Annotated in this window: 18 protein-coding genes; 11 read left to right on the plus strand and 7 right to left on the minus strand. The window is 63.7% G+C overall.

Going from position 1 to position 24,363, the window contains the following annotated elements; all coding sequences use genetic code 11:
• Positions 1-29: 29 nt before the first annotated feature.
• From NFJ07_RS15225 to NFJ07_RS15255, 7 genes are all read right to left on the minus strand, one after another.
• A complete protein-coding gene (locus NFJ07_RS15225) occupies positions 30-1,028 on the minus strand; it encodes an aldo/keto reductase family protein (RefSeq protein ID WP_269995564.1) in 999 nt (332 codons plus the stop codon).
• Positions 1,029-1,131: 103 nt separating this feature from the next.
• A complete protein-coding gene (locus NFJ07_RS15230; RefSeq protein WP_269995566.1) occupies positions 1,132-3,384 on the minus strand; it encodes a glycoside hydrolase family 31 protein in 2,253 nt (750 codons plus the stop codon).
• Entirely contained in the window at positions 3,381-4,568 is a 1,188-nt protein-coding gene (locus NFJ07_RS15235; protein WP_269995568.1) for a glycoside hydrolase family 15 protein, read from the minus strand. Before NFJ07_RS15235 ends, NFJ07_RS15230 begins: the two co-directional genes overlap by 4 nt.
• A gap of 94 nt (positions 4,569-4,662) precedes the next feature.
• The gene (locus NFJ07_RS15240) at positions 4,663-5,913 is read right to left on the minus strand and encodes an ABC transporter substrate-binding protein (protein ID WP_269995569.1); all 1,251 of its coding nucleotides are present in this window, start codon (positions 5,911-5,913) and stop codon (positions 4,663-4,665) included.
• A 41-nt stretch (positions 5,914-5,954) separates the two neighbouring features.
• The gene (locus NFJ07_RS15245; RefSeq protein WP_269995570.1) at positions 5,955-6,770 is read right to left on the minus strand and encodes a carbohydrate ABC transporter permease; all 816 of its coding nucleotides are present in this window, start codon (positions 6,768-6,770) and stop codon (positions 5,955-5,957) included.
• The gene (locus NFJ07_RS15250) at positions 6,763-7,728 is read right to left on the minus strand and encodes a carbohydrate ABC transporter permease (RefSeq protein ID WP_269995571.1); all 966 of its coding nucleotides are present in this window, start codon (positions 7,726-7,728) and stop codon (positions 6,763-6,765) included. Before NFJ07_RS15250 ends, NFJ07_RS15245 begins: the two co-directional genes overlap by 8 nt.
• Entirely contained in the window at positions 7,725-8,939 is a 1,215-nt protein-coding gene (locus NFJ07_RS15255) for an ROK family transcriptional regulator (RefSeq protein WP_269995572.1), read from the minus strand. The genes NFJ07_RS15250 and NFJ07_RS15255 overlap by 4 nt, the downstream gene beginning before the upstream one ends.
• Before the next feature lie 185 nt (positions 8,940-9,124).
• Here NFJ07_RS15255 and NFJ07_RS15260 point away from each other — a divergent pair, with 185 nt between their 5' ends.
• The 11 genes from NFJ07_RS15260 (at position 9,125) to NFJ07_RS15310 (ending at position 24,315) form a co-directional block, all read left to right on the plus strand.
• Positions 9,125-10,327, plus strand: a complete 1,203-nt coding sequence (locus NFJ07_RS15260; protein WP_269995573.1) for an ROK family transcriptional regulator — start codon at positions 9,125-9,127, stop codon at positions 10,325-10,327.
• Positions 10,328-10,357: 30 nt separating this feature from the next.
• Entirely contained in the window at positions 10,358-13,693 is a 3,336-nt protein-coding gene (locus tag NFJ07_RS15265) for a TIM-barrel domain-containing protein (RefSeq protein ID WP_269995574.1), read from the plus strand.
• Positions 13,690-16,599, plus strand: a complete 2,910-nt coding sequence (locus NFJ07_RS15270) for a TIM-barrel domain-containing protein (protein WP_269995575.1) — start codon at positions 13,690-13,692, stop codon at positions 16,597-16,599. The genes NFJ07_RS15265 and NFJ07_RS15270 overlap by 4 nt, the downstream gene beginning before the upstream one ends.
• A gap of 386 nt (positions 16,600-16,985) precedes the next feature.
• Positions 16,986-17,531 carry a DUF2087 domain-containing protein gene (locus NFJ07_RS15275; RefSeq protein WP_269995576.1) on the plus strand — a complete coding sequence of 182 codons (546 nt, stop codon included), beginning with the start codon at positions 16,986-16,988 and terminating at the stop codon, positions 17,529-17,531.
• Between the two features lie 78 nt (positions 17,532-17,609).
• The gene (locus tag NFJ07_RS15280) at positions 17,610-18,137 is read left to right on the plus strand and encodes a hypothetical protein (RefSeq protein WP_269995578.1); all 528 of its coding nucleotides are present in this window, start codon (positions 17,610-17,612) and stop codon (positions 18,135-18,137) included.
• 10 nt (positions 18,138-18,147) lie between these two features.
• Positions 18,148-19,275: a sensor histidine kinase gene (locus NFJ07_RS15285; RefSeq protein ID WP_269995580.1), complete on the plus strand. Its 1,128-nt coding sequence runs from the start codon at positions 18,148-18,150 to the stop codon at positions 19,273-19,275.
• Positions 19,276-19,283: 8 nt separating this feature from the next.
• Complete coding sequence (locus NFJ07_RS15290; protein ID WP_269995582.1) at positions 19,284-19,901, plus strand: response regulator transcription factor; 618 nt, start codon at positions 19,284-19,286, stop codon at positions 19,899-19,901.
• Positions 19,902-20,006: 105 nt separating this feature from the next.
• Positions 20,007-21,068, plus strand: coding sequence for a GTP 3',8-cyclase MoaA (gene moaA, locus NFJ07_RS15295; protein WP_269995584.1), 1,062 nt, complete (start codon positions 20,007-20,009; stop codon positions 21,066-21,068).
• Positions 21,069-21,139: 71 nt separating this feature from the next.
• Entirely contained in the window at positions 21,140-22,036 is an 897-nt protein-coding gene (locus NFJ07_RS15300) for an AAA family ATPase (RefSeq protein ID WP_269995585.1), read from the plus strand.
• A 4-nt stretch (positions 22,037-22,040) separates the two neighbouring features.
• Positions 22,041-23,156 carry a vWA domain-containing protein gene (locus NFJ07_RS15305; RefSeq protein ID WP_269995586.1) on the plus strand — a complete coding sequence of 372 codons (1,116 nt, stop codon included), beginning with the start codon at positions 22,041-22,043 and terminating at the stop codon, positions 23,154-23,156.
• On the plus strand, positions 23,149-24,315 hold the full coding sequence (locus NFJ07_RS15310; RefSeq protein WP_269995587.1) for an XdhC family protein: 1,167 nt from the start codon (positions 23,149-23,151) through the stop codon (positions 24,313-24,315). The genes NFJ07_RS15305 and NFJ07_RS15310 overlap by 8 nt, the downstream gene beginning before the upstream one ends.
• The last annotated feature ends 48 nt before the right edge of the window (positions 24,316-24,363 follow it).

The raw sequence follows: 24,363 nt of genomic DNA on the forward strand, positions 1-24,363 counted from the left end.
CTTGTTATCGCTGCTGCCGCTAATGGTCGTCAAGGCCTGCTGTGGCAGCTATCGACCTTGCGCGGGTCGCGTTCGATGACGGGTTCGAGGATTTCATCGATCTCCTTCAGGAGTGCATCCTCTAGGGTCAGCCCGGCGGCCTTGGCGTTTTCCTTGATCTGCGCCGGTTTGGAGGCGCCGATGATGGCGGTGGATACGTTCGGGTTTTGAAGCACCCATGCCAGGGCGAGGGTGCCTAGCGGAATTCCTGCTCCTGCTGCCAGGGGCTGAAGGCGCTGGACCCTGGCGAGAACGTCATCGCCCAGCCACTTGCCCATCGTGTCTTTGCCACCGTTTTCGTCGGTGGCGCGGGAACCGGAAGGTGCTTTCATCCCAGGTAAGTACTTACCGGTCAGCACACCCTGGGCAAGGGGCGACCACACAATCTGGCTCATCCCGAGCTCTTCACTGGCCGGGATGATTTCCGGTTCAACAACCCTCCACAGCATGTTGTACTGGGGTTGGTTGGAGACCAGCGCGATGTTGAGTTCCTTGGCCAGGGCGGCTGCTGAACGGATCTCATCCACCGTCCATTCGGAGACGCCGATGTAGTGGGCTTTGCCGGCACGCACGACGTCGGCGAAAGCCTGCATCGTTTCCTCGAGCGGTGTTTCGTAGTCGAATCGGTGTGCCTGGTAGAGGTCTACGTAGTCTGTTCTGAGCCGGTGGAGGCTTCCGTCGATGGCTTCCATAATGTGTTTCCGGGAGAGTCCGCGATCGTTCTTTCCCGGGCCTGTCGGGAAATACACCTTGGTGAAGATCTCCACGCTCTCGCGCCGGATTCCGGCAAGCGCCGAGCCGAGGGCGGCTTCAGCCCGGGTCTCCGCGTACGCGTCGGCGGTGTCGAAAGTGCTGATGCCGGCGTCCAGGGCAGCATGCACGCATTGTCTTGCCAAGTCGTCATCAATCTGCGACCCGTGCGTTAGCCAGTTGCCGTATGCGATCTCGCTGACGTACATGCCGCTTCGGCCAAGTTTTCTGTATTCCATGGATTTCCTTCGAGATAGCTGGTCCAATGGCAGGCTTCGCGCAGCCCTTCCACGTCGAGGAACCATCGCGGGTTCCTCGACGTGGAAGGGCTATGGTTCTTGATCAGGCCGGGGCGGTGAAAACGTCCTTCATCTCGTTCCAGGCTTCCGCCCGCACGAAGACAGGAACGCGGTTCAGTGGAGCGGGTACCTCGGCTACTCGCTGGCCGGCGTATGTTTCTCCTGTCCAGGCATCGACCCAGTTGCCGCCGGGAAGGTATGCCGTCCATGTGCGGACCGCCTCGTCGGTGACGGGAGCGACAAGAAGGTCTTCACCGAGCATCCATTGCAGGGGGTGCTTCCATACCTCTTCGTCTTGGATGTAGTCGAAGTACAGCGGGCGCATCAGGGGGGCTCCGGTGTCGATAGCCCTGCGGGCTTGCTCTGCCAGATAGGGGATGAGGCGTTCGCGCAGTTCGACGAGTTCCCGGAACACAGGGATCACAGTCTCATCCCCGGTTCGATCCTGAATGTTCCACGGAGTGCGATCCCTCGATGGCTTCCGGTGATGGTTGAACTCGGAGTGGTACTGCATGATGGGCACGAAAACCGCTGCTGCAGCCGACCGCAGGTAGAGTTCCGAGGTCGGGACATCGCCAGAGAAGCCGGCGAAGTCCCAGCCCCAGTACAAGACTCCGCTTGCTGACGCGGAGAGTCCGGCAAACAGGGACCAACGGAATGCGTCCCAAGTGGAATTCTCATCCCCTGCCCAGAAGGCTCCGTGGGCTTGGGAACCGGTGAACCCGGCGCGGCTGAAGGTGACGGGTGCCTTTCCTGCGGATTCAAGAAGGTCACCGTAGGCCTTGGCGTACGCGACCGGGAAGAGGTTGTTTCCTTCGTCTCCGCGCATTCCGTTCAGGTACTGGAGTTCTTCGCCCCAGGCGTGTTCTCCGCCGTCGGTCTTGAATCCGTCGATGCCGATTTCCTCGACGAGATAGCGTCGCTTCTCCGTCCACCATCGGGCGGCTTCCGGATCGGTTAGGTCCGGCATCAGGCTGAGCGGGAACCACCACCCTCGGTTACGGTAGGGACGCAGGCTGCCATCCGGGGCCTCCTCACGGATGAGCCGCCCTTCACGAACCGCAGCTTCGGCGTCGAATCGGGCTTGTCCTTGCGGGTGGGGCCGCATTTTGATAAGCGGAATCTGCCACAGAACCACCCGGATGTCCCGGGCGTGAAGGTCATCGACCATGGCCTTCGGATCCGGCCAGGCACCATGCTCGGGGAAGGTGAAGTCGCGCAGGCTGTGGGGTGAACCATCGGGATTCGGCTCGTACTCAGCGTCGCGGAACGCTGTGAATGTAGCCTCGTCGCTCCACGCTTCGACGACGACGGATCCGACCGGAATCCCGGTGTCCCGGTGCAGATCCATCTGTCGCATGACTTCTGCCTGGGTGTTCCACTCGTTACCGCTGGCCCAGAGCTTGAACACCCAATCAGGCAACTCCTTGGCGCTGCCGGCGACGGACAGGAAGGACTTCAGGACCGCGGCTGGCGTTCCTTCGAAGAACCTCAGGTTCAGAAGAGTGTCCCGGTTCAGGGGTTCCGGGCCGACCTCGGCTTCGATGATAAGGCGGTTTTCGTCTGAGGCGCCGATGTCGTACCACGTACGTCGGGAAGTTTCGACGTGAAATCCCCAGCCCTCTCCGCCTACTACATGGGCAAATGGCATCGGCAGGTAGGTTTTCCGCTTCGCTCCTTGGCTCTTGTATTGCTCGAAGACGACCGCGTCCAGCTTGGACCCCCGGTGATCGAGGGCATCAAAACGTTCTCCAAAGCCGGTGACACGCTCGTTCAAGGCCAACGGGAGCGCGAAACGAACACGCAGAGACCGGACACCGTCATGCAACACCTCAACGGAGTCGGCGATCACACGGTCAGCTCCAATGACGTTAACAGCCTGGCTGGCGGCAGCCCAGGTGGCGGCGCTAAAACTGAACCACTGCGTCTTTTGTGTCCCGCCACTTCGGATCTGCGCCGTGAAGCGGTATTTGTATGTTGCCTGGGGCTCCGGTGGCGCGAGGGTTATCTGCCACCCGCTGGCAGACCGGGCGAGTTTGGCTTGGGCGGATGCGAGGTGGCCGCCATCGATGACTTGTCCGCGCGACGCCGCCGGTACCCGTTCGAGGGTTTCGGTCAGTTTCGTGACGGTGCCGTCGCGACCGGTGACTTCGAGTTCGCAGATCACGTCGGTCAGTTCCGGGGAGGTTCGCACGCCCAAGGTGACAGACTCCCCCGCGACCGGATGGGACGGGCTGCGCTGATCGGTGTCGGCGACGTAGGGGTGGCCGGAGCCGAATGGCTTGTGGCGGATCATTTAGCGCTCTCTTTCGCTGCTGGAGCCGGAGTCGGATCGGCGGTGTCGTACGGGACGCCGAGGGCAATGGCGAGACGGATGAACATGGCGTGGCTCCACAAAAGCGGATTTGCCGAGGAACCCCAGCGCTCGTTCCAAGGTTGAAGATAATCGGGGTCAAGAAGGTGATCGTCGACCTGTTCGGGAAGTTCGTCGTTCGCGCCCGCGGTCGACGCGGCCCATTCCAGGAGCTCATGGGCTCTGGTTCTGTTTCCGGAAGCGGCCTGGGCCAGCCCGAGGAAGCAACTAAGCAAGGGCCATTGACCACCGCCGTAATAGGTGTCGGCGAGATACCGGTGAACGCCGTTGTCGACGGTGAGCTGCTCTTCGATGACCGCGATGGTCCCTGCGCTCAAGGGACTGTGCGGGGGCAGGAAGTTCATCGGAGCAATCAGTGCGAGGAGACTGGCGTCCACCGTGTCTGTTCCCAGCCATTTCGTGAGATGGGCGTCCTGAACACCTTCGTCTTGGACTCGCCGGCGGATCTGGTGCGCGGTCGAGGCAGCCCGTTCTGAGAGTGACTCCTCGATCTGCCCGGTTTGGGCGATGCTGGCCAATCCGGAGGCGAGGCAACCCAAAGTGCTCACGTGCACGTGCTGGGCCGACTCTTCCCACCAGTCATAGCAAGGCCGTTGCCAGGAGACAGAAAGGTAGTCGATGGTGAGGTCAATGGCCTCAGTCCAGCGTTCCAGCGGCCGGTCATGGCGGGCGCTGTGCTCAGCCAAGGCCCAAAGCCATGTACCGTATCCGTCGAGCTGGAAATCCCACCAGTCATCGCTTCCTTCGGCCCCGTCGAGCGTGAAACGCGTGGGCAGCATTTGATCACCGGCCACCGGCCTGCCGGCCAGGCTTTCAGCCACAATACGGCGGATCCTTCCCGCTCGGGAAGTCAAGGCATTCGAGCACCAATCGAAGAACCGTTCGGCGGATTCGATGTGCCCGGCGGCGGACATGGCGTCAGCGATATATGAGCCGTCGCGGAACCAGCAGTACCCGGCGTAGGCGGAAAACGACGGGCTTGCCGGGTAGGCGCCGCCAGGGGTCTGCTGTTCCAGGATGAGCCGGATGCCGGCCTGGACTATCGACCGGACCGCGGGATCTCCGTTGCGCGTTACCGTTGAACCTTGCATTGATTTGTCGATCATTGGCTTCTCTTTCAAATGGTGAGCGGGTCGCGGTGCCGGCAGCTTACGCTGCTACCGCGGCCCGCTCACCGGTTTTGTTCGGGCTGTGCCCGGCCTATTTCAGCAGCGCGTTGATTTGGTCCGCGGCACCCTTCAGGGCATCGGCAGCAGTGGAGCGTTTCGCTTCGACTTCGCCAAGAGCATTGGTGATGATGTCGACCATCTTTTGCTGGTTGTCGCCGATGACCGGCGGGAGGGCGACGTTGTCAAGGGCGTCGAAAATAGCCTTGCGGTTTGCCGGCTTGTCCTTTGCGAGATAGGGCTTCAGGACTGAGTCATCGGAGGTGGCGGGAAGTTCCCATCCAGCGCCGATGCGGGTCTGTGCCATGACGTCTGAATTGGTCATGTACTCGGCCCATTTCTGGGCTGCGGCCTTGTTCTTCGAGTTGGCAGAAACCCCGATGGCGTTGGAGAACTCCGCACTTGCCTTCTGCGTGTCTCCGGGTTCGACGGCGATGTCCCAGCTTTTGGGTGAATCGGCGAAACTGCTGGCCACCCAGATGCCGCTGTGGAGCATGCCAAGTTTGCCGTCCTTGAACAGTTTCGTGTCGAAGTCCGGGGTCCCGGCGCCTTGGGCGGGTGTAGGCATGGTCGTTCCGCTCTTGCCTGCAAGCCATTCAGCGGCTTTGATGCCCTGGGGCGAGTTGAAGGCGACGGATTTGCCGTCGTCGTTGAGGAACTTGCCACCGGTTTGGGCGAGTGCCTTGTAGAACTCGTAGAAGCTCACGTTCTGGAAGTCTCCATAGACACCCGCGCCGCTGTCCGTGATCTTCTTCGCAGCAGCCGTTTCATCGGCCCAGGTCCAGCTGGCCGTGGGGTATGCGACCTTGGCGGCGTCGAAGAGTGCCTTGTTGTAGTAGAGGACGACGTCGGAGAAGGAACTGGGCAGCGCGTACTGCTTGCCGTCCGACTGGTAGGACTGCAGCAAGGACTGCTTGTACTTGGAACCGTCAACTCCGTCGAGAGGGGCGACGGCCCCATTGGCCACGTAGGAACGCAGGTTCGCGTATTCAATGTCGAAAGTATCGGCTTGGGTCCCGGCGGCCAGGTCTGTCTGGAGCGCCGTGGCGTAGTCCTTGTAGGGCAACGTAGTGACCTGGACCGTGATGTTCGGGTTGGCCTTCTCGAAGGCCTGAACGATGGTGTCCAGGTTCTTTTCGTTGCCACCGTTCGAGATGAAGTTTGAGTATTTGATGGTTACTTTTTCGGTGCTTGAAGAGTTAGTACTTGCTGCCGATCCACAGCCTGACATGGCCAGGACTGCGGTGAGAGCGAGGCCCAGCGAAACCAGGGGCTTCTTGTTCATGTGTATCTCCATTGATAGGTGAGGAAACTGGCCGATCCGGTCTATTTGAGTCCGGTGCCCGCAACCCCTTGGATGATGTACTTCTGGGTGAAGATATAGAGGGCGAGCATTGGCAGGACGCTGACCACTGATCCGGCCATCACGATGTCCCACTGGGTGGTGTACTGGCCTTGCAGTCCCGCCAACGCCACGGGGAGGGTTTTCATTGCGGGAGTGCGCAGGATAATCAGCGGCCAGAGGAAGCTGTTCCAGCTATTTAGGAACGCGAACACCGTCAGTGTGGCCAGCGCCGGACGGACCAGGGGAAGCACAATGAGGCCGAAGATACGGAAGTGGCCTGCCCCGTCCAAAGTCGCGGCCTGGTCCAGGTCCTGCGGCACCGAATTCATTGCCTGCCGTAGGAGGAACACTCCGAAGGCGCTGGCGATCCCCGGCAACAGCACCCCGAGATAGGTATCGATAAGGCCCAGGCTTTTCATCTCCACAAACAACGGGACGACCAGCACCTGCATCGGGATCATCATGGTGGCCAGATACACGGCGAACACCGCGTTGCGCCCTTTGAACGGCATCCTGGAAAAGACGTAGGCGGCCAGTGAGCTGGTGACAAGCTGGAACACCGTGGTGAGGATGGCAAGGATCAGGCTGTTGAGCACGATCTGGGCAAACGGGAGCCGTTGGAGCAACTCAGCGTATGCGGACAGTGATGGGTTCTCCGGGATGAGTTGTGGCGTCGCGGAGAGGCCTGCGCCGGGGCTGATGGACGTTACGAACGCCCAAAGAAAGGGGAAGACCATCATGAGGGCGCCAACGAGGACGAGAATGTTCAGGGTGATCGAGGGACGCTGCTTACGCATAGTGCACCCATTTCTTTTGACCGCGCACCTGAATCAGGGTGATGACCAGGATGAAAAGGAACAGTAGCCACGACAGTGCCGATGCTTCGCCGGCCCTGCCGTACCGGAACGTGAGGTCGTAAATCTGTTGGACCACAACCTGGGAAGAGTTGTTGGGACCCCCGCCGGTCATGGCATAGACCTGGTCAAAGACCTGGAATCCGTTGATAAGCGATAACACAATGACAAAGAATGTCGAGGGGGAAAGCATGGGGAGCGTAATGCTGAACAGCCGCCTCCACCGGCCGGCGCCGTCGACTGTCGCGGCCTCATACAGGTCCTCCGGAATGGCCTGGAGGCCGGCGAGCAGAATCACCATGACAAAGCCGAGGTCCTTCCACGCAGAAGCCACGATGATCGAAGGCATGGACCATGCCGGATCTGTCCACCACCCCGGCCCTGTCACGCCGATGAGTCCAAGCAGCCAGTTGACGATTCCCGTGCTGGGATTCAGCAGCCAACGCCAGACGAGCGCCACGACGATCCAACTGGTCACCACGGGGAGGAAGTAGAGGCCGCGCATCATGCTGCGTCCCTTGATTCGGGAATTGAGGGCAAGAGCTATGGCCAGCCCGCCGATGTACACAAGCGGCAGGTATCCGACGATGTAGTAGACAGTGTGCAGGAAGGCTCCCTGCGTGCCGGGGTCGCCGATGAGCTTGCCGTAGTTCCCGAGGCCCACCCATTTCATCGGGCCGACTAGATTCCATTGGTTCAGGCTGATCCAAAACGCGGAAAACATGGGAATGATGGTGAAGAACAGGAGTGGCAACGCGCTCGGGATGAGGAACGCTGCGACAGTCAGCCCGTATTTGAGACGCGGGCCGGTGGCTTTGCGCTGAATCCCGGGTCCCCGGTAGCGCTTCATAGTTGCCGTGGGTCCGGGATTGCCGGACCTCGAGTCTTGTAGTGCGGTCACAATCCTCCGACCTCCGCCGGTACGTGGGTGAGCCGGGCACGAACCTGTCTCCCCTGCTCACCGGAGCTTTCTTCGCTGTAGAAGGGCGCAGACGCGACGAGCGCGGCTGCTCCGCGCGCCCAGGCCTCGTCGTCCCAGGACTCGACGATCACGGGAATGCTCCGGCGGTCTGCCGTCAGGGCACCCCGGAAAGATCGCTCGAATTCTGCTGCCCAGTGGCGCCATGCGCGGGTTCCTTCCCCGCTGACAATGACAATTTCCGGATCGAGGATCTGCACGAGACCAGCGACGATTCGACCCAGAGGCTGACCGGCTTCCCGGAAGATATCTTGGGCGAGGGGGTCGCCGTCGTTTGCGCGCTCTTGCAGATCTGCCATGGTGGCGGACGACGAAATGATTCCGGATTGCCGCGCCTGCGTGACGAGTGTCTTTTCCCCGATCAGGGCCTCAATGCATCCGTGGTTGCCGCAGGTGCAAAGAGGTCCATCCGCAACTGCGGGTATGTGACCGATTTCGCCGGCACCGCCCCTGCTGCCGCGCACGACGGCGCCGCCGGTGACAAAGCCTGCGCCGACGCCTTCGCCGATCGTCACCACCAGAAACTCGGCATGCTCGCGGCCTGACCCATAGAGCCGTTCGGCTACAGCGAGGGCGTTGACATTGTTTTCCACCAGGACCGGAACACGGAGTTCCCGGCTCAGAACGGCTCCAAGCGGTACCTGCCGCCACCCAAGGAGGCTTGAATCAACAACACCACTACCTTGTGCGTCCACCGATCCGGGAACACCGACACCTATTCCCAGAAGAGGGGTGACACGGTCTTCGCCCACGAATGAATGGACGAGTGAGACAACGTCGGAAAGCGAGGTGATCGAGGAAGCGTCGTATGCCCTGTTGTCTGACCGGACTACATGCCCGCTAAGTTCCGTTTCAACGAAGGCAACATGGTCCTTCGAGATCTTCATACCCACCACGCGCCCGGCGGCGGTGGCCAAGCCCAGCATCCGGGCAGGACGACCGCCGTTGGAGGGAGACATCGACAGCTCCCTCACGAGGCCATCGGCGATGAGCTCTTTGATGAGCTGGGTCATGAGGGCCGGGGAGACGCCAAGTGCCCTTGCCAAGTCAGCCCGGGAAGCGCCTCCGGAAGTACCAAGAAATGCCAGGATCGCAGACCGCGTAACGTCAGCGTTGCCGCTCGGCCGAACCATTGTATTCTCCTTTATTTACGACTAAATGAAGATTAGAACTATGACGCGGCTCACGTCAAGGGGTCTCTCTTAAGTTCGAGACTGTTTCCTGAAACGAGCAGAAAATTCCTCTTGCGGAGGATTGGGCACTCCCTTATCGTTTGTTCGGCGACTTAATTTAGTTACCTCGGAAAGGTGCGTACGCTGTGAGGATCGACCGGGCAGGCAACAAAGGGCTGATCAGGGAGATCAACGAGGCCCTCGTGCTCGCCGAGCTGCGCGGAGAGTCGCTCCATTCCCGCGCGGACATCGCCCGGAATACCGGGCTCAGCGGCCCGACGGTCACTGCCATCACGTCACGGCTCATAGACCGAGGCCTCGTCGAAGAACGGGCCACCGCCGCTTCGGCGGGAGGGCGGCCACCAGTGCTCCTTGGCCTGCGTCAACGCGCCGGCTACGTAGTCGGCATCAAACTGACCGAGAACCGAGCCATCGGCGTCCTGACGGACCTGGACGCCAACGTCGTGGCCCGAGCCGACGCCGCGCTGGCGTTCCCGACGCCCGGCGCGGTAGTCGCAGGCATCGTCAATGCAGTCGAAGCGCTTGCTCCGGCCGGCCATGGCCGGATCCTCGGCGTTGGGCTCGGCATGGGCGGGGTGATCGACCGCGATGCGGGAAGTGTGCGCCACGCCACATACTTCGATTGGCACAACGAACCGCTCGCCAGCCGCCTCTCAGAGGCGATCGGGTTGCCTGTTCTCATCGACAACGACGTCAACGCCTTGGTGGCGAGCGAGCAGAGCTGGGGGGCCGGACGGGGCGTGAAGAACTTCGCCCTCGTGACCATAGGACGCGGCGTCGGCATGGGCATGGTGCTCGACGGGCGCCTGTTCCGGGGCAGCCGCGGAGGTGCCGGCGAGTTCGGCCACATGAAAGTGGTTCCCGAAGGCCCGGAATGCGAGTGCGGTGGCCGCGGCTGCCTGGAGGCCGTGATCGGCGAGCCGGCCCTCCTGGGATACCTCGCGGGTGAGCTGGGACGGCGCGTCACGGTCGACGAGGCCGGCACGATGGCCCGGGACGGGGACCAACATGCAGCACGGGTATTCGCCGAGGCCGGTCAGCATCTGGGCCGAGCTGTCGGCAACGTCGTGAACATCCTGAACCCCGACCGGCTCCTCCTGGCCGGCGAAGGTACCCATAATCTCGACCTCATCATGCCCGCGTTCCGCCGGGCGCTCAACGAGACCGTCTTCGACGGATTGCAGGACGGACTCTCGATCCACGCCGAAGCCTGGGACGACGAGGCCTGGGCACGCGGAGCCGCAAGCCTCCTGCTCAACGAGCTGTTCGAACCCAACCTCCGCTTGAACAGCGACGAGCCGACCCTTATCGGCCGCACCGCTGGGTGAGCTTCACTCTCAAAAGAAAGCAGGGCAACGATGTCCGTTTCAGTCACGCCGACAATATCCCGCCGCACAGCCGTCCTCGGCATCCTGGGCGCGGTGCCCTTGGCCCTGCTACCGGCGGTCTTCGGCGCAGAATCGGCCAAAGCTGACACCCTCACCGGCGTCTTCCACGGGCCAACCGGCTACGACCAGCTATACAGCACCACGCCAACCGAACGCGGTCCGCGCGACCCGATGTCCACCCAGACGGTCCAGCTGCACTCGACCACATGGCCGATCTCTCCCGGACAGACATGCTGGGTCTCCTGGACGAAGAACGGGGTCGCCCAGACTGACGTTGGGTGCTCCTTCGACTCCAACAATGGCAACAACAGTTATTGGAAGGTCAACCTCGGCTCCTTCGCGAAAGGCGACCAAATCACCTACACCGTCCACGCGAACGTCGACGGCGCAGGCGCGATCACCAGCGGTCCGTTCAGCTTCGCCGTCACCGACTGGTCAGGCACCGGCAACGTCAGCGGTTACACCGACAACGGCACCTCGGTCGATGTCACAGTCAGCGACACCTCCGGCAGCTTCTCCCCCAAGATCCGCTACACCTTCCCCGCACCAGACCGCTTCCATGTCCAGATCGCACCCCACGGCACCGGACTGAATATCACAGGCGCCACGGGTTACTCAGTCACCGACACCGGCACCACGCTGCAGCTGGTCACCAGCGCGCTGCAGGTGAAGATCCAGAAGAGCCCCTACCGCGTTTCCGTCTACAAGGCCGACGGCACCACGCTGATTGCCCAGCAGTATGACCCGGCCATATTCCGGAACACCGGATGGGCCAGCGACGGCGCCACCACAGTTACCAAGATCGAGGACCATTGGCTGACCCCGGCGGGAGAACGGTTCGAGGGCTTCGGCGAACGGTACGACTACCTGGACCAGCGCGGCCACGACGTCGACAACTACGTCTATAACCAGTACCAGGACCAAGGCCCCACTCACCGCACCTACATGTCGGTGCCGTTCTTCACCAACTCGGCAGGCTACGGGGTGTACGTCCCGAGCACGCGCTACTCGCTGTTCAACGTGTGCACCTATCTCTCTGACATGGTCGGCTTCACCGTCGACACCGGTGGCGCGCTCGATTCCACAGTCGACTATCACTTTCTCACGGGTACCCAGGGAAACATCCTGGATGCTTACACCTCTCTCACCGGACGCCCGTGGCTGCCCCCGAAATGGGCCTTCGGCCTGTGGATGTCCGCCAACGAGTGGAACACCCAGACCGAGGTGACGAACGAGCTCGCCAACGTCACCAGCAACAACATCCCGCACAGCGTCCTGGTCCTGGAACAGTGGAGCGACGAGGCCACCTTCTACGTCTGGCACGGTGCGACTTACACCGCGAAGCCTGGCAGCGGTGCCCTGGCCTACACCGACCTCACCTTCCCGTCGGGCGGCGAATGGAGCGACCCCAAGGCCATGGTCGCCGCCGCCCACGCCCAGAACATCAAAGTCGTCCTGTGGCAGGTCCCGGTCCTGAAGCAGGACTTCAGCACCAACCCCGCCACCGCGCCCCAGCAGCACCTCAACGACCAGAGTTACGCAGCCGCCCAGGGCTACCTGATCGGAGACGGGGCCGGCGGGCAATACCGGATCCCCACCGGGGAATGGTTCGGGGACAGCACCATGCCGGACTTCACCAACGCCGCGGCGACGTCCTGGTGGATGAGCAAGCGCGCCTACCTCTTCGATGATGTCGGCATCGACGGGATGAAGACCGACGGCGGCGAGATGGTCTTCGGCCGCAACGCCTCCTTCTCCGACGGCCGCAAGGGCGACGAGATGCACAACGGGTACACCAACGCCTACACCGGCGCCTACGGCACCTACGTTCAGACCAAGAAGAACGGCAACGGGGTCCTGTTCAGCCGCGGCGGGACCGCCGGCGGACAGGCCCACTCCATCTACTGGGCCGGCGATCAAGCCTCGACGTTCTCGGCCTTCCAGCAGGCCCTGCGTGCGGGCCTGAGCGGCGGGGAGTCGGGCATTCCTTTCTGGGCGTGGGACATGGCCGGATTCACCGGGACCTTCCCCAGCAGCGAGCTCTACCTCCGGGCCGCCGCCCAGCAAACCTACTCCCCGATGATGCAATACCACTCCGAGAAATCCGATCCCAGCCCCTCAGAGACCCGGACCCCCTGGAACGTCCAGTCCCGCACGGGCGATACAACGGTGGTCCCCACGTTCCGCAAGTTCGCCAACACGCGGATGAACCTGATCCCCTACATCTACACCGAGGCCAAGAACGCCTCCCTGACCGGGTTGCCCCTGCTGCAGACCATGCGGCTGGCCTTCCCCGGCGACGCCTCGGCAGCGCCCCTGGACATGCAATACATGTTCGGCCGCCAGCTGCTCGTGGCCCCCATCACCACCCAAGGGGCTACCTCGGTCACGCTCTACCTCCCCGGTGGGGAATGGCACGACGTCACCAACGGCGGCAAGGCCTCCGGTCCCGGCAACAAGACCTACATCGCCGACACCTCCACCATCCCGGTCTACGCCCGCGACGGCGCCATCATCCCGCTGAACCTCAACGCCAACTACGAATACGGAGGAAGCATCGGCAACGACGTCTACAACTACGCGAACCTTGTCTTCCGGATCTACCCCGCAGGATCCACCTCGGCCGACTACTTCGACGACGCCGCCGGCACCGTCAAGCAGGTCACCAGCACCGAGGACTGGGGCAGCCACCAAGTCACCGCCACCGTGCCCGCGCTGGGCACCGCCGTCACGCTCCAGGTCAACACCACCGTCCCCAGCGGCATCACAGTCGACGGAATCGCCCTGACCGCCTACAGCACGCTCAGCGGCCTCACTGCCGCCTCTACCGGCTGGTACTGGGATCCCGTCCAGCAGTTCACCCTCATCAAAATCGCCTCCGGAACAACCACCCGCACCGTGATCCTCTCCGGGGTCAACAAGAGCGCATACGAAGCGGAATTCGCCACAGCAACAGGAACCACCACCAACACCAACCACGCCGGATACACCGGCACCGGCTTCGTCGACGGTTTCACGGCCGCCGGTTCCTCCCTCACATTCGACATCAGCGCAAACGCCAGCGGAACCCACCAACTCACTTTCCGCTATGCCAACGCCACCGGCGGGTCAGCCACACGAACCATCTACGTCGACGGAACCTCCATTGGAACCCTCACACTGCCCAGCCTGGCCAACTGGGACACATGGGGCAACGCAACCATCAGCACCACCCTCACTTCAGGACGGCACTCGGTGAAGATCTCATACGACACGGCCAACACAGCCGCCATCAACCTCGACAACCTCACGGTAGGCAGGCCATGACCGGCCCACGCCGAGACCGGCGCCGAAACAGCCTGAGCGGGATCCTCGTCGGAGTGCTCATGCTGCTCGCCTCCAGCGCCGGGGCCACCTTTGTGACCGCCGTCCCGGCGCACGCGGCAGGGATCCAGCGCGTCCAGTTCACCGGAGCCGGCGACTACCTGGTCGCGGAATTCCTCAACGACGATCTGGTCCACTTCGAGATGGGCACCGGATCAGGGCCCGGCGCCGGAGTCGCCATCCCCACCACAGACCAAGTCGCCTCGACCAGCTACGCGGGCCCCACCGCCTTCACCCAGACCGCCTCGACCGCCAGCACCGCGCACATCCAGGTCAGCGTCAACACCACGACCATGTGCGCCGACGTCACGGACACGACCCGGACGCCAGCCCTGCTGCTGCACACAGTCTGCCCACGGAACCTGACATCTGCGTGGAAGGGGCTGTCCTTCACCAAGTCCGCCATGCAGAACGCCTACGGCCTCGGCGAGGAATTCTTCACCGGCGGCAACGCCGACGGCGACAGGGTCGGAGTCGACCGCACCTCCCCCGGCGCCTACGGCAACACCATGAACTACGACGTCGACAACGGCCCCGTCGGCAACACCCAGATCCCCGTCCTCTTCGCAGTCGGCGCCAACAACGCCAACTACGGACTCTTCGTCGACCAGGTCTACAAGCAGGACTGGAACCTCACAGCAGACCCCTGGACCATGGACACCTACGGCGACCAGCTGCGCTGGTACGTCATGGCCGGTCCCAGCCTGCCCGAGCTGCGGAAGAGCTACATGAACCTCACCGGCCACCCGCCGGTGCCTCCGCAGAAGGCATTCGGGCTCTGGAACTCCGAATACGGCTACAAGAACTGGACCGAGATCGACAACACCCTGGCCGGCCTGCGCGCCGACAAGTTCCCCGTCGACGGATTCATGCTCGACCTGCAATGGTTCGGCGGCGTCACCGCAGGCTCCGACAACACCAAGATGGGCACCCTCCAGTTCGACCCGACCAACTTCCCCAACGCCCCGGCCAAGATCGCCGATTACCGCGACAACCAGGGCATCGGCCTGATGACCATCGAAGAGTCCTACATCGGCAAGGGACTCCCCGAGTACACCAACCTGGCCAATCAAGGCTTCCTCGCCCGTGCCGGCTGCCCCACTTGCGACCCCGTCTACCTCACCGCCAACGACTGGTGGGGCCGCGGGAGCATGATCGACAGAACCCAGCCGGCCGCCGGAGCATACTGGGCCGCCACCAAAGAACAGCCTCTGGTCAACATGGGCATCCTCGGCCACTGGCTCGATCTCGGAGAGCCCGAGATGTACGACTCCAACGACTGGACCGCCGGCCTGCTGCCCGGCAAACACGCCCAGGCCGATTATCACAACCTGTATGCCCTGGAATGGGCCAATAGCGTCGCCCAAGGGTACACCGCCGCTTCTTCAACGCAGCGGCCCTTCCTGCTCTCCCGTTCCGGAGCCGCCGGTATCCAGCGCGACGGCGCAGCCATGTGGTCCGGTGACATCGCCACCCGCATGACCGCTCTCGCAGATCAAACCAACGTCCAGATGGAGATGTCGATGTCCGGCATCGACTACTTCGGCTCCGATATCGGCGGCTTCCACCGCGACGAGGCCATCGCCGGGTCCGACATCAACGAGATCTACACCCAGTGGTTCGCGAATTCTGCATGGTTCGATGTCCCGATCCGCCCCCACACCGACAACACCTGCAACTGCCAGCAGACAGCCCCCGATAAGATCGGCGACGTCCCCAGCAACCTGGCCAACCTCCGCCAGCGCTACGAGCTCACCCCCTACTACTACTCCGTGGCGCACAACGCCTACAGCACCGGAGACCCCCTCGCCCCACCGCTGGTGTACTACTACCAGAACGACCCCAACGTCCGCACCATGGGCAGCGAGAAGATGATCGGCCCGAACATGCTAGTCGGCGTCGTCGCTGCATCGGGCGAACGGCAGAGGAACATGTACCTGCCCGCCGGAACCTGGTACGACTACCACACCAACAAGAAGTACGTCAGCACTGGCCAGTGGGTGAACAACATGCCCGAGTGGACCAACGGAGTCTTCCAGCTCCCCGCATTCGCCAAGGCCGGAGCTATCCTGCCCAAGATGTACGTCGACGACAAAACGATGAACGTCACCGGCGCCCGCACTGACGCCACCACCCGCAACGAGCTCGTCGCCCAGGTTTACCCCGATACCAACGCCTCCAACTTCACCCTCACCGAAGACGACGGTAAGTCGGTCAACTACCAGAGCGGGGCGCAACGCCTCACCGGTATCACCCAGCAACTGTCAGGGTCCACCGAAACCGTGAACATAGCCGCATCATCCGGCACCTACACCGGAGCGCCGGACAGCCGCCAGAACGTCGTCCAGCTCGTCACCGACGAAACCCAGGCCTCCGCCGTAACGCTAAACGGAATGCCGCTGACCCAGTACGCAAACAAGGCAGCCTTTGATGCCGCCGCCAGCGGCTGGTACAACGCCGGAGGGAACCTCGTCGTCGCTAAATCCGATAGCACCGCGGTCGGGACCGCGAAGTCTTTCCAGTTCACACTCGGCCAGACCCCGGTATCAGCCAGCTTCACCTGCTCAAACGGCACCACCAGCAGCGGGCAGTCGGTCTACGTCGTAGGCAACGTCCCCGAGTTGGGGAACTGGTCACCGGCCAGCGCCGTCAAGCTCGACCCTGCCTCCTACCCCACCTGGACCGGAACGATCAGCGATCTCCCGCCGAACACCGCCATCGAATGGAAATGCATCAAGCGCCAGGAAGCCAACTACCCCGCCTCCGCAGACGCCTGGCAGTCAGGCTCCAACTCGACCTTCACGACTCCATCCTCAGGGCCTGCCGGCGCGACGTCGGGAGGATTCTGATGCCCGGGGACCGGAATGGTCCGTAAGACCCGCCGCGACCCGACGCGCATGCACGACCACACGGCCGTGAGCGCGCACCAACAATAGAAGACGAACAAGGCCAGAGGGCCGCTCCTGTGATCGGAGCGGCCCTCTTGCGGGACATCTCATAAACGGTGGATCCGGCGGCCTGGGTGGAGTCGGCATGTCCTTCCTGACCTTGTTTGCCGCGCTAAAGACCCGGAATGACGCGACTCGCCGTGTCGCAAGCGCTTTCCCAAACCAAAGAAGGTCACGACGGCGCGCCGCCCTCCCGCGAGAACTGCGGCGGCGAGCGCGCGGATAATCTGCCGCTAGCCGTATCGGCCCGGCGCCTATTTGTGTCCATTTGTGCCTATGCTGGGCCCATGGGGAGCGACTCATTGACGACGCCGGATGTGCGGCGCCTCCTCGCGGCACTAGCAAACGCCGAGGCCCGGAGGGTCTTCGCTGAGATCAGCGTTGGCGGAACCCCGGGCGGCTCGCTCTCGCCAGCGAGACTCGCACGGGCGCTCAAGCTCCTGGACCAAGCGGGGTTGGTCGAGACGGTCGAGACCGAAGGCGGCATCCGCTACCGCATTCCCGAGCATGTCTTCCGAGACGCGCTGGCGAGCCTCTCGCCGGCGCCCAGCAAGCCCGGCGTCGAACGCTTCTTGACGGCGGACGGCCGCATCGATCGCTATCCTGCCCGAGAGACGGAACGACGCAAGCTGCTCGCTTGGGTAGCCAAGCGTGTCCTGGACACAAGCGAGCGCATGGCAGAGCGAGAGCTCAACGAGCGCCTCGCCCGGTTCACTGGAGACGTGCCAATGCTCCGGCGATATCTCGTGGACTCCGGCATCGTGAGCCGCACGTCGGACGGCTCGTCCTACTGGCTGGCCCCCAAAGACGGCGAAGTCGACGGCAACGATTAGCAGGGCCCCCGAAACCACCACGCAGGGGTCTACCCCTGGGTGGTGTCCATGAAACTGCCAAACGGCAACGATTGAGGTATGTCAATTCAAAGCACTCTGGAAATCCTTTTAGCTGTTGGAGCCCTCGTGTGGATCTGCACTCGTCAGGTCACCTGGCAACCCGTAGAAAGCCAGAAGATGTGGCGTGGACCGCTGGTTTTCGTTGTGTTCGGCTTAGTCTCCCTGAATTCAGCCCGGGTCTCCGTGACTCCGCTCGACGTCGTAATCATCGGCGTCGAAGCTGCAGTGGCTGCAGGCGCGGGATATCTGATGGGTGTACTCACGCGTTTTCGTCCGGTAACGGATGAGACCCGTCGCCGCATGATGGCCCGGAGACGGCAACCCAGAGGACCTGTGACAACAGAGTCCCGTACCGGTTGGACTGGCTTGCTGCTCTGGTTCGCCGTCATTGCTGTGCGCGTCGGTCTCGGATTCCTCAGTCACGACCTCGGACTGGAGCTGGCCTCTGCCTTCGGCACCATCTTCCTCGCCATCGGGTTGAACCGTGCGGCCAGGGCCCTCGTGATCACAAGCCGCCTAAATCGACAACCCGTGCGCGTCCGATGAGAATGTCTCCATGACTTCACACGCTGCGGCTGGGCCACGGCGGCACCCACCCATCTCAACAGTCACCACTGTAACCATCGTCGCCGTGGTGGGTGTTGGCCTTGTGAGGCAGTTGCCGGACGCCGCCCAACCATGGCTCGTCTGGGCAGCCCTCGCATCGCTGGTTGCGTGGATCGTGCGTTCAACTGCAGCGAGGGACGGGTCACGCTTCGAGGATGTCCTGCTTGCTGTCATGATTCTCGGCGGTTCCATCGCGGCCAGTCCAACCGGAGTTCTTGGATACGCCCCCGCAATCGCCGCGCTCTACATAGTGGTGGCTTCGAACAATCGGCCACCAAGCCATGCGGCCGCATCCATGCTCCTTTCGCTCCTCGCAGTAGCTGCCGGAGCAATCATCCAGCCGTCGCAGACTTGGGAGAGCGCCGTCGCCGCATTCGGGACATTCGCGTTCGTGGCCGTGTCGGCCTGGGGCCTTCGTCAGCGCCGGACATCAGACGCCGCCGAACGTGCCGCACTCGAGGACCGCCTGGCGGCCGCCCAGGAACGGAGCCGGTCCGCGGCTCTTCAGGAACGAAGCAGAATAGCCCGGGATCTGCATGACGTTCTCGCGCACAGTCTGGGCGGACTCGTCATCCAACTCGATGCCCTGGAAGCCGAACTTGAGGTGAATCGACCCGAGGCCGCGCTTGATCGAGCACGGCGGGCGCGCGCCCTTGCGGCCTCCGGCCTGAGCGAAGCGAGAAGGGCGGTCGCCGCTCTCCGGGATCCAGGGACCGACGCTGGCGCCGTCGTGCGTGAACTTGTCGAAGCCCACCGCGAACTCGGGGGTCATGCCGACCTGGACATCACTGGACCCGCATCTGAACAACCTGAGGTTATAGACGTGATTCGCAGGGCAACCCAGGAATTGCTGAGCAACGCACGCAGGCACGCCCCCGGCGCAACCGTTGTGGTGAGCCTCTCGAACGGCCAGGAAACTTTGTTGCGGGTCGCAGCCCCCCGCGTCACAGCTCCACCCCGATCCGTGGGAGGCGGCCACGGTTTGCTGGGAATCCGCGAACGGGTGGAGGCACTGGGAGGTCGAGTGCATATCGATAGCGGTGACCCCTTCACGGTCACCCTCGGGGTGCCCAAGTGATCCGGGTGATGGTCGTAGACGATCAGGCCATCGTCCGGGAAGGGCTCGCCACGCTCTTGGACCTGCTGCCAGACGTGGAAGTCGTCGGTGAAGCAGCCAACGGCGCAGACGCAATCGACCTCGCCGGACGTACGCTTCCCGACGTCGTCCTCATGGACCTACGCATGCCCGTACTGGGCGGCGCGGAAGCAACCGCCCGTCTCCGTTCGGAAATGCCCGGCACAGCGGTCATTGTCCTCACGACCTACGCCGACGACACCTCCATCGCGGCAGCGCTCGCCGCAGGTGCTCGCGGCTACCTCACAAAAGATGCCGGAAGGGATGAACTGGCCGCCGCCGTGCGTGCCGCAGCCAGCGGTCAGGTCACGTTTGCCCGCGACGTCGGTGAACGCATCGCCAGCCAATTCGCAGCTCCCCGCTCTTCCCGGGAACGCTTCCCCCAACTGAGGCCCCGCGAGGCCGAGGTACTCGACCACATCATCGCCGGCGAAAACAACCGGCAGATTGCGGCAGAACTCTACCTCTCGGTAGGCACCGTCAAGTCCTACGTCAATGACATCTTCGCAAAATTAGGCGCCCGGGATCGCGCCCACGCCATCGCCCTCTCCACTGGACGTGCGAAATGAAATCCTCCGGACGCTCGCGCCGAGTCCATTGTGAGCGCACGGGACCGGGCATACGCTGGGAGAGGCACAAGCGGTTGGCACTACTACCGCGTTGAGAGGCGCTGCATGGACGGCAATTCCATCACCGACACCTTCCACCGGCCCCTGCGGGACCTGCGGATTTCCGTCACGGACCGGTGCAATTTCCGTTGCGTGTACTGCATGCCCAAAGAGATTTTCGGCAGGGATTTCGTTTTCATGCCACGGGACCAGCTGCTGACGTTTGAGGAAATCACCAGGCTGGCCTCGATCGCCGTCGGACACGGGGTACGGAAGATCCGGCTGACCGGCGGGGAACCCCTGCTGCGGAAGGACATCGAGGAACTGGTCCGGATGCTGGCCCGGTTGCGCACTCCCGAAGGGCTGGCGCCTGACCTGGCCATGACCACGAACGGCTCGGTTCTGGCTCAGAAAGCGCAGGTCCTCAAGGATGCCGGGCTGAACCGTGTGACGGTCTCGCTGGACTCCCTGCGGGAGGAGACCTTCCAGGCCATGAACGACGTCGGCTATCCCGTGGCGAAGGTCCTGCACGCTGCGGACGTTGCCCAGGCCGCCGGACTGGGGCCGGTGAAGATCAACATGGTGGTCAAGCGCGGGACGAACGACCAGGACATTCTTCCCATGGCGAGCCACTTCAAGGGATCCGGGTTCATTCTGCGGTTCATCGAGTACATGGACGTCGGTGCGTCCAACGGCTGGAAAATGGATGAAGTGGTGCCCTCAGCCGAGATCCTGGCCCGTATCGGCGCGGTGTTCCCGCTGGAGCCCGTGGCGCCCAACTACCCCGGCGAAACCTCGGATCGCTGGCGCTACGCGGACGGCAGCGGCGAAATCGGGGTCATTTCCAGCGTGACCCAAGCCTTTTGCCGCGGCTGCACGCGGGCCCGGCTCTCCGCCGACGGGAAACTGTTCACGTGTCTCTTCGCCACAGCCGGCACGGACCTGAGGGCACTCCTGAGAGGCGGCGCGTCCGACGTCGAGCTTTCGACGGCGTTGTCCGCCCTCTGGGGCGGCCGCACGGACCGCTACTCGGAACTGCGCGGCGCCCGCACACCGCGGGACGGCGCCCAAACACCCAAGGACCCCACCGGGGCACACAAGATCGAGATGTCGTACATCGGCGGATAGCCGAACGCGCCTTTCGCGTCGTCAGAGCCAACACCGGACCGCAGCCCCGCCAGTGACCCTATGCTGGTGCCATGACCCAGACGTCGATCAGCTCCGCCACAGCGCTGGCCGAAATGCTGGCTGCCACCGGCTACCTTGCCGATGACGGCCTGGCCACCATCGGCTACCTCGCCCTGAGCATGGAACGGCCGCTGCTACTGGAGGGCGAACCGGGCACCGGTAAAACCTCCCTGGCCGAGGCCCTGGCGGAAGGGTTCGGGCTGCCGCTGATCCGCTTGCAGTGCTATGAGGGAATCGACGCCTCGCAGGCGTTGTATGACTGGGACTTCACCGCCCAAATCCTGCATCTGCGCAGCGTGGAGGCCGGCGGCGGCGCGGGAATGAGCGCGGGGCTGAGCGTGGCCGAGCTGGAAAGCTCGCTCTACGACAAACGGTTCTTGCTGGCCCGGCCCATCCTCAAGGCGCTGCAGCAAAGCCCGGCCGTGCTGCTGATCGACGAAATCGACCGGGCCGACGACGAGTTCGAGGCGTTCCTGCTGGAAGTGCTCTCCACCTATCAGGTCTCCATCCCCGAGTTCGGCACCGTCAAGGCCGAGACCCCGCCGATCGTGGTGCTCACCTCCAACCGGACCCGGGACCTGCACGATGCGCTCAAACGCCGGTGCCTCTATCACTGGATCGACCACCCAGGGCTGGCCCGCGAAGTGGAAATCGTGCGCACCCGGCTCCCCCAGGTGCCCGCGCTCCTTGCCGAGCAGGTAGTGCGCGTGGTGCAACAGATCCGGTTCACCGATGACGTGCTCAAGCCTCCCGGGGTGGCGGAAACCCTGGACTGGGCCCGAGCGCTGCACCAACTCGGCCGGGCCGAGCTGGACCTGGCCTCGGCCGCGGCCAGCATCGGCGCGCTGTGCAAGTACCGCGAAGACACCGAGCGGGTCTCGGCGGCCCTGTCCCGGATGCTCGGCTGAGCCCATGCCTCCGGCAGGACAGAGCCCCGGCCACAGCGCCGAAGAGATTCTCTTGGCCTTTGCTGCCGCGGTACGCGCGGCCGGCGTGAAAGTGACCGCGGACCGCTCGCGCAGCTTCGTCGACGCCGTTGGCAGGCTCGCGCTGGGCAGCCGCTCGGACGTGTTCTGGGCCGGTCGGGCCACGCTGTGCGCCTCGCCGGAGGATCTGCCCGCCTACCAGCGGACGTTTGAGGCCTGGTTCGCCGTGGAACATTCCGCCGCCCAACGCCTCGAGACATCCGCCACGTCCGTCAGCGCTGCCGCTTTGGACAACGACGACGGCGGCCCGGAAGCTGGGCGGGAACAGTTGCGGGCGCTCGCCAGCCGCCGGGAGTTGCTCCGGCACCGTGATGTAGCCGTCCTGGATGACGAGGAACGGGCGCTGTTGCACCGAATGTTCGAGGAGCTGCCCGTACGCCTGCCTACCCGGCAGACGCGACGCAAACACCTCGACCGGCACGGCGACGTCGACCGCGTGCGGACCCTGCGCGACCAGCTGCGCCGAGGCGGGGAACCGGGGCCGCTGCGCCGCGCCCGGGCGCCGCGCAAACCCCGCCGGATGGTCTGGTTGATCGACGTTTCGGGTTCGATGGCGCCATATGCGGACAGCCTGCTGCGCTTGGCCCACCGGGTAGTGGAAGCCGCCCCGCGCCAGGTGGAAGTGTTCACGCTTGGCACCCGGCTGACCCGCGTGACCGGCGCACTGCGGGTGCCCGATCCCGACAATGCCCTGGCCCTCGCCGGCCGCACGGTCCCCGACTGGTCCGGGGGAACCCGGCTTGGAGAGGTGCTGCGTGCGTTCAACGACCGCTGGGGCCAGCGCGTGATGGTGCGCGGCGCCGTCGTCGTGATTGCCAGCGACGGCTGGGAGCGGGGCGACCCGGCACTGCTGGGACGCCAGGCCGAGCGGCTCCACCACCTGGCAAGGCGGATCATTTGGTCCAACCCGCACCGGGGCAAAGCGGGGTACGAGCCCCTGCAGCGGGGAATCAGGGCGGTACTGCCGCACGTTGACTTCTTTATAGGGGGGCACTCAATGCAGAGTTTCGAGGAGTTGTTGGACGTGGTTGCCAATGCGTGAGGTCTTGGACGATCTGGTCGCCGCCATCGCGGCAGGCCACACAGTAGGACTCGGAACGGTGGTGCGCACCTTCCGCTCCGCACCGCGGCCTGCCGGGGCCGCCATGATGGTCGACGCCGACGGCAGTGCGGTCGGCTCGGTGTCCGGCGGGTGCGTCGAAGGAGCACTCTACGAACTGGCCACCAAGGTGGTCGAGTCCGGCCGGCCGGTACTCCAGCGCTACGGGATCAGTGACGACGCCGCGTTCGAGGTCGGCTTGACCTGCGGCGGGATCCTGGACATTTTTGTGGAGCCCGTCTCCACCGAGATCTTCCCGGAATTGGCTCAGGTAGCGGACGACGTCGGTGCCGGCCGCCCGGTTGCCATCGTCACCGTGATCGAACACCCCGATCCGGCGTGGCTGGGCCGCCACCTGGTGGTCCGCCCGGAGGGGTTCGTAGGCTCCCTGGGCAGCGAGCGGGCAGACCATGCGGTATCCGACGACGTCCAGGGCCTGCTGGCCGCCGGCCGCAACGCCACGCTCATGTACGGACCGGACGGGCAGCGGCGCGGGGAGGGCATGCGCGTGTTCGCCCTCAGTTTCGCCCCTCAGCCTCGGATGCTGGTCTTCGGCGCGATCGACTTCGCCGCCGCCGTCGCCAAGCAAGGCACCTTCCTGGGCTACCGGGTGACGGTCTGCGACGCACGCGCGGTTTTCGCAACGGCTGCACGGTTCCCGCAGGCGGACGAGGTAGTGGTGGAATGGCCGCACCGCTACCTGCAGGCGCAGATCAGTGCCGGCCAAGTGGATGAACGCACTGTGATTTGCGTGCTGACGCATGATCCAAAATTCGACGTGCCGCTGCTGGAGTTGGCTTTGCGCCACAACGTGGCCTATGTGGGGGCGATGGGATCCCGGCGCACGCACCACGACCGATTGGAACGGCTGCGCGAAGCGGGCTTGACCGAGGCCGAATTGGCCAGGCTCTCCAGCCCGATCGGCCTGGACCTCGGGTCCCGCACGCCGGAAGAAACAGCCGTCTCCATCGCCGCCGAAATCATTGCCTTGCACTGGGGTGGCGGCGGCGGAAGATTGAGCACCATGGAGGCCCGGATCCACCACGAGCCCACCGTTGAAGCGGACCACGAGGATACGGGGTACGAACTCAAGCCGAGCTAAGGCGCTCGCCTCCTCCGAGGAGTAACCTGTGTCACATCAGGACTGGAT

The organism is Arthrobacter sp. B2a2-09, from assembly GCF_027587375.1.
GTDB lineage: Bacteria > Actinomycetota > Actinomycetes > Actinomycetales > Micrococcaceae > Arthrobacter.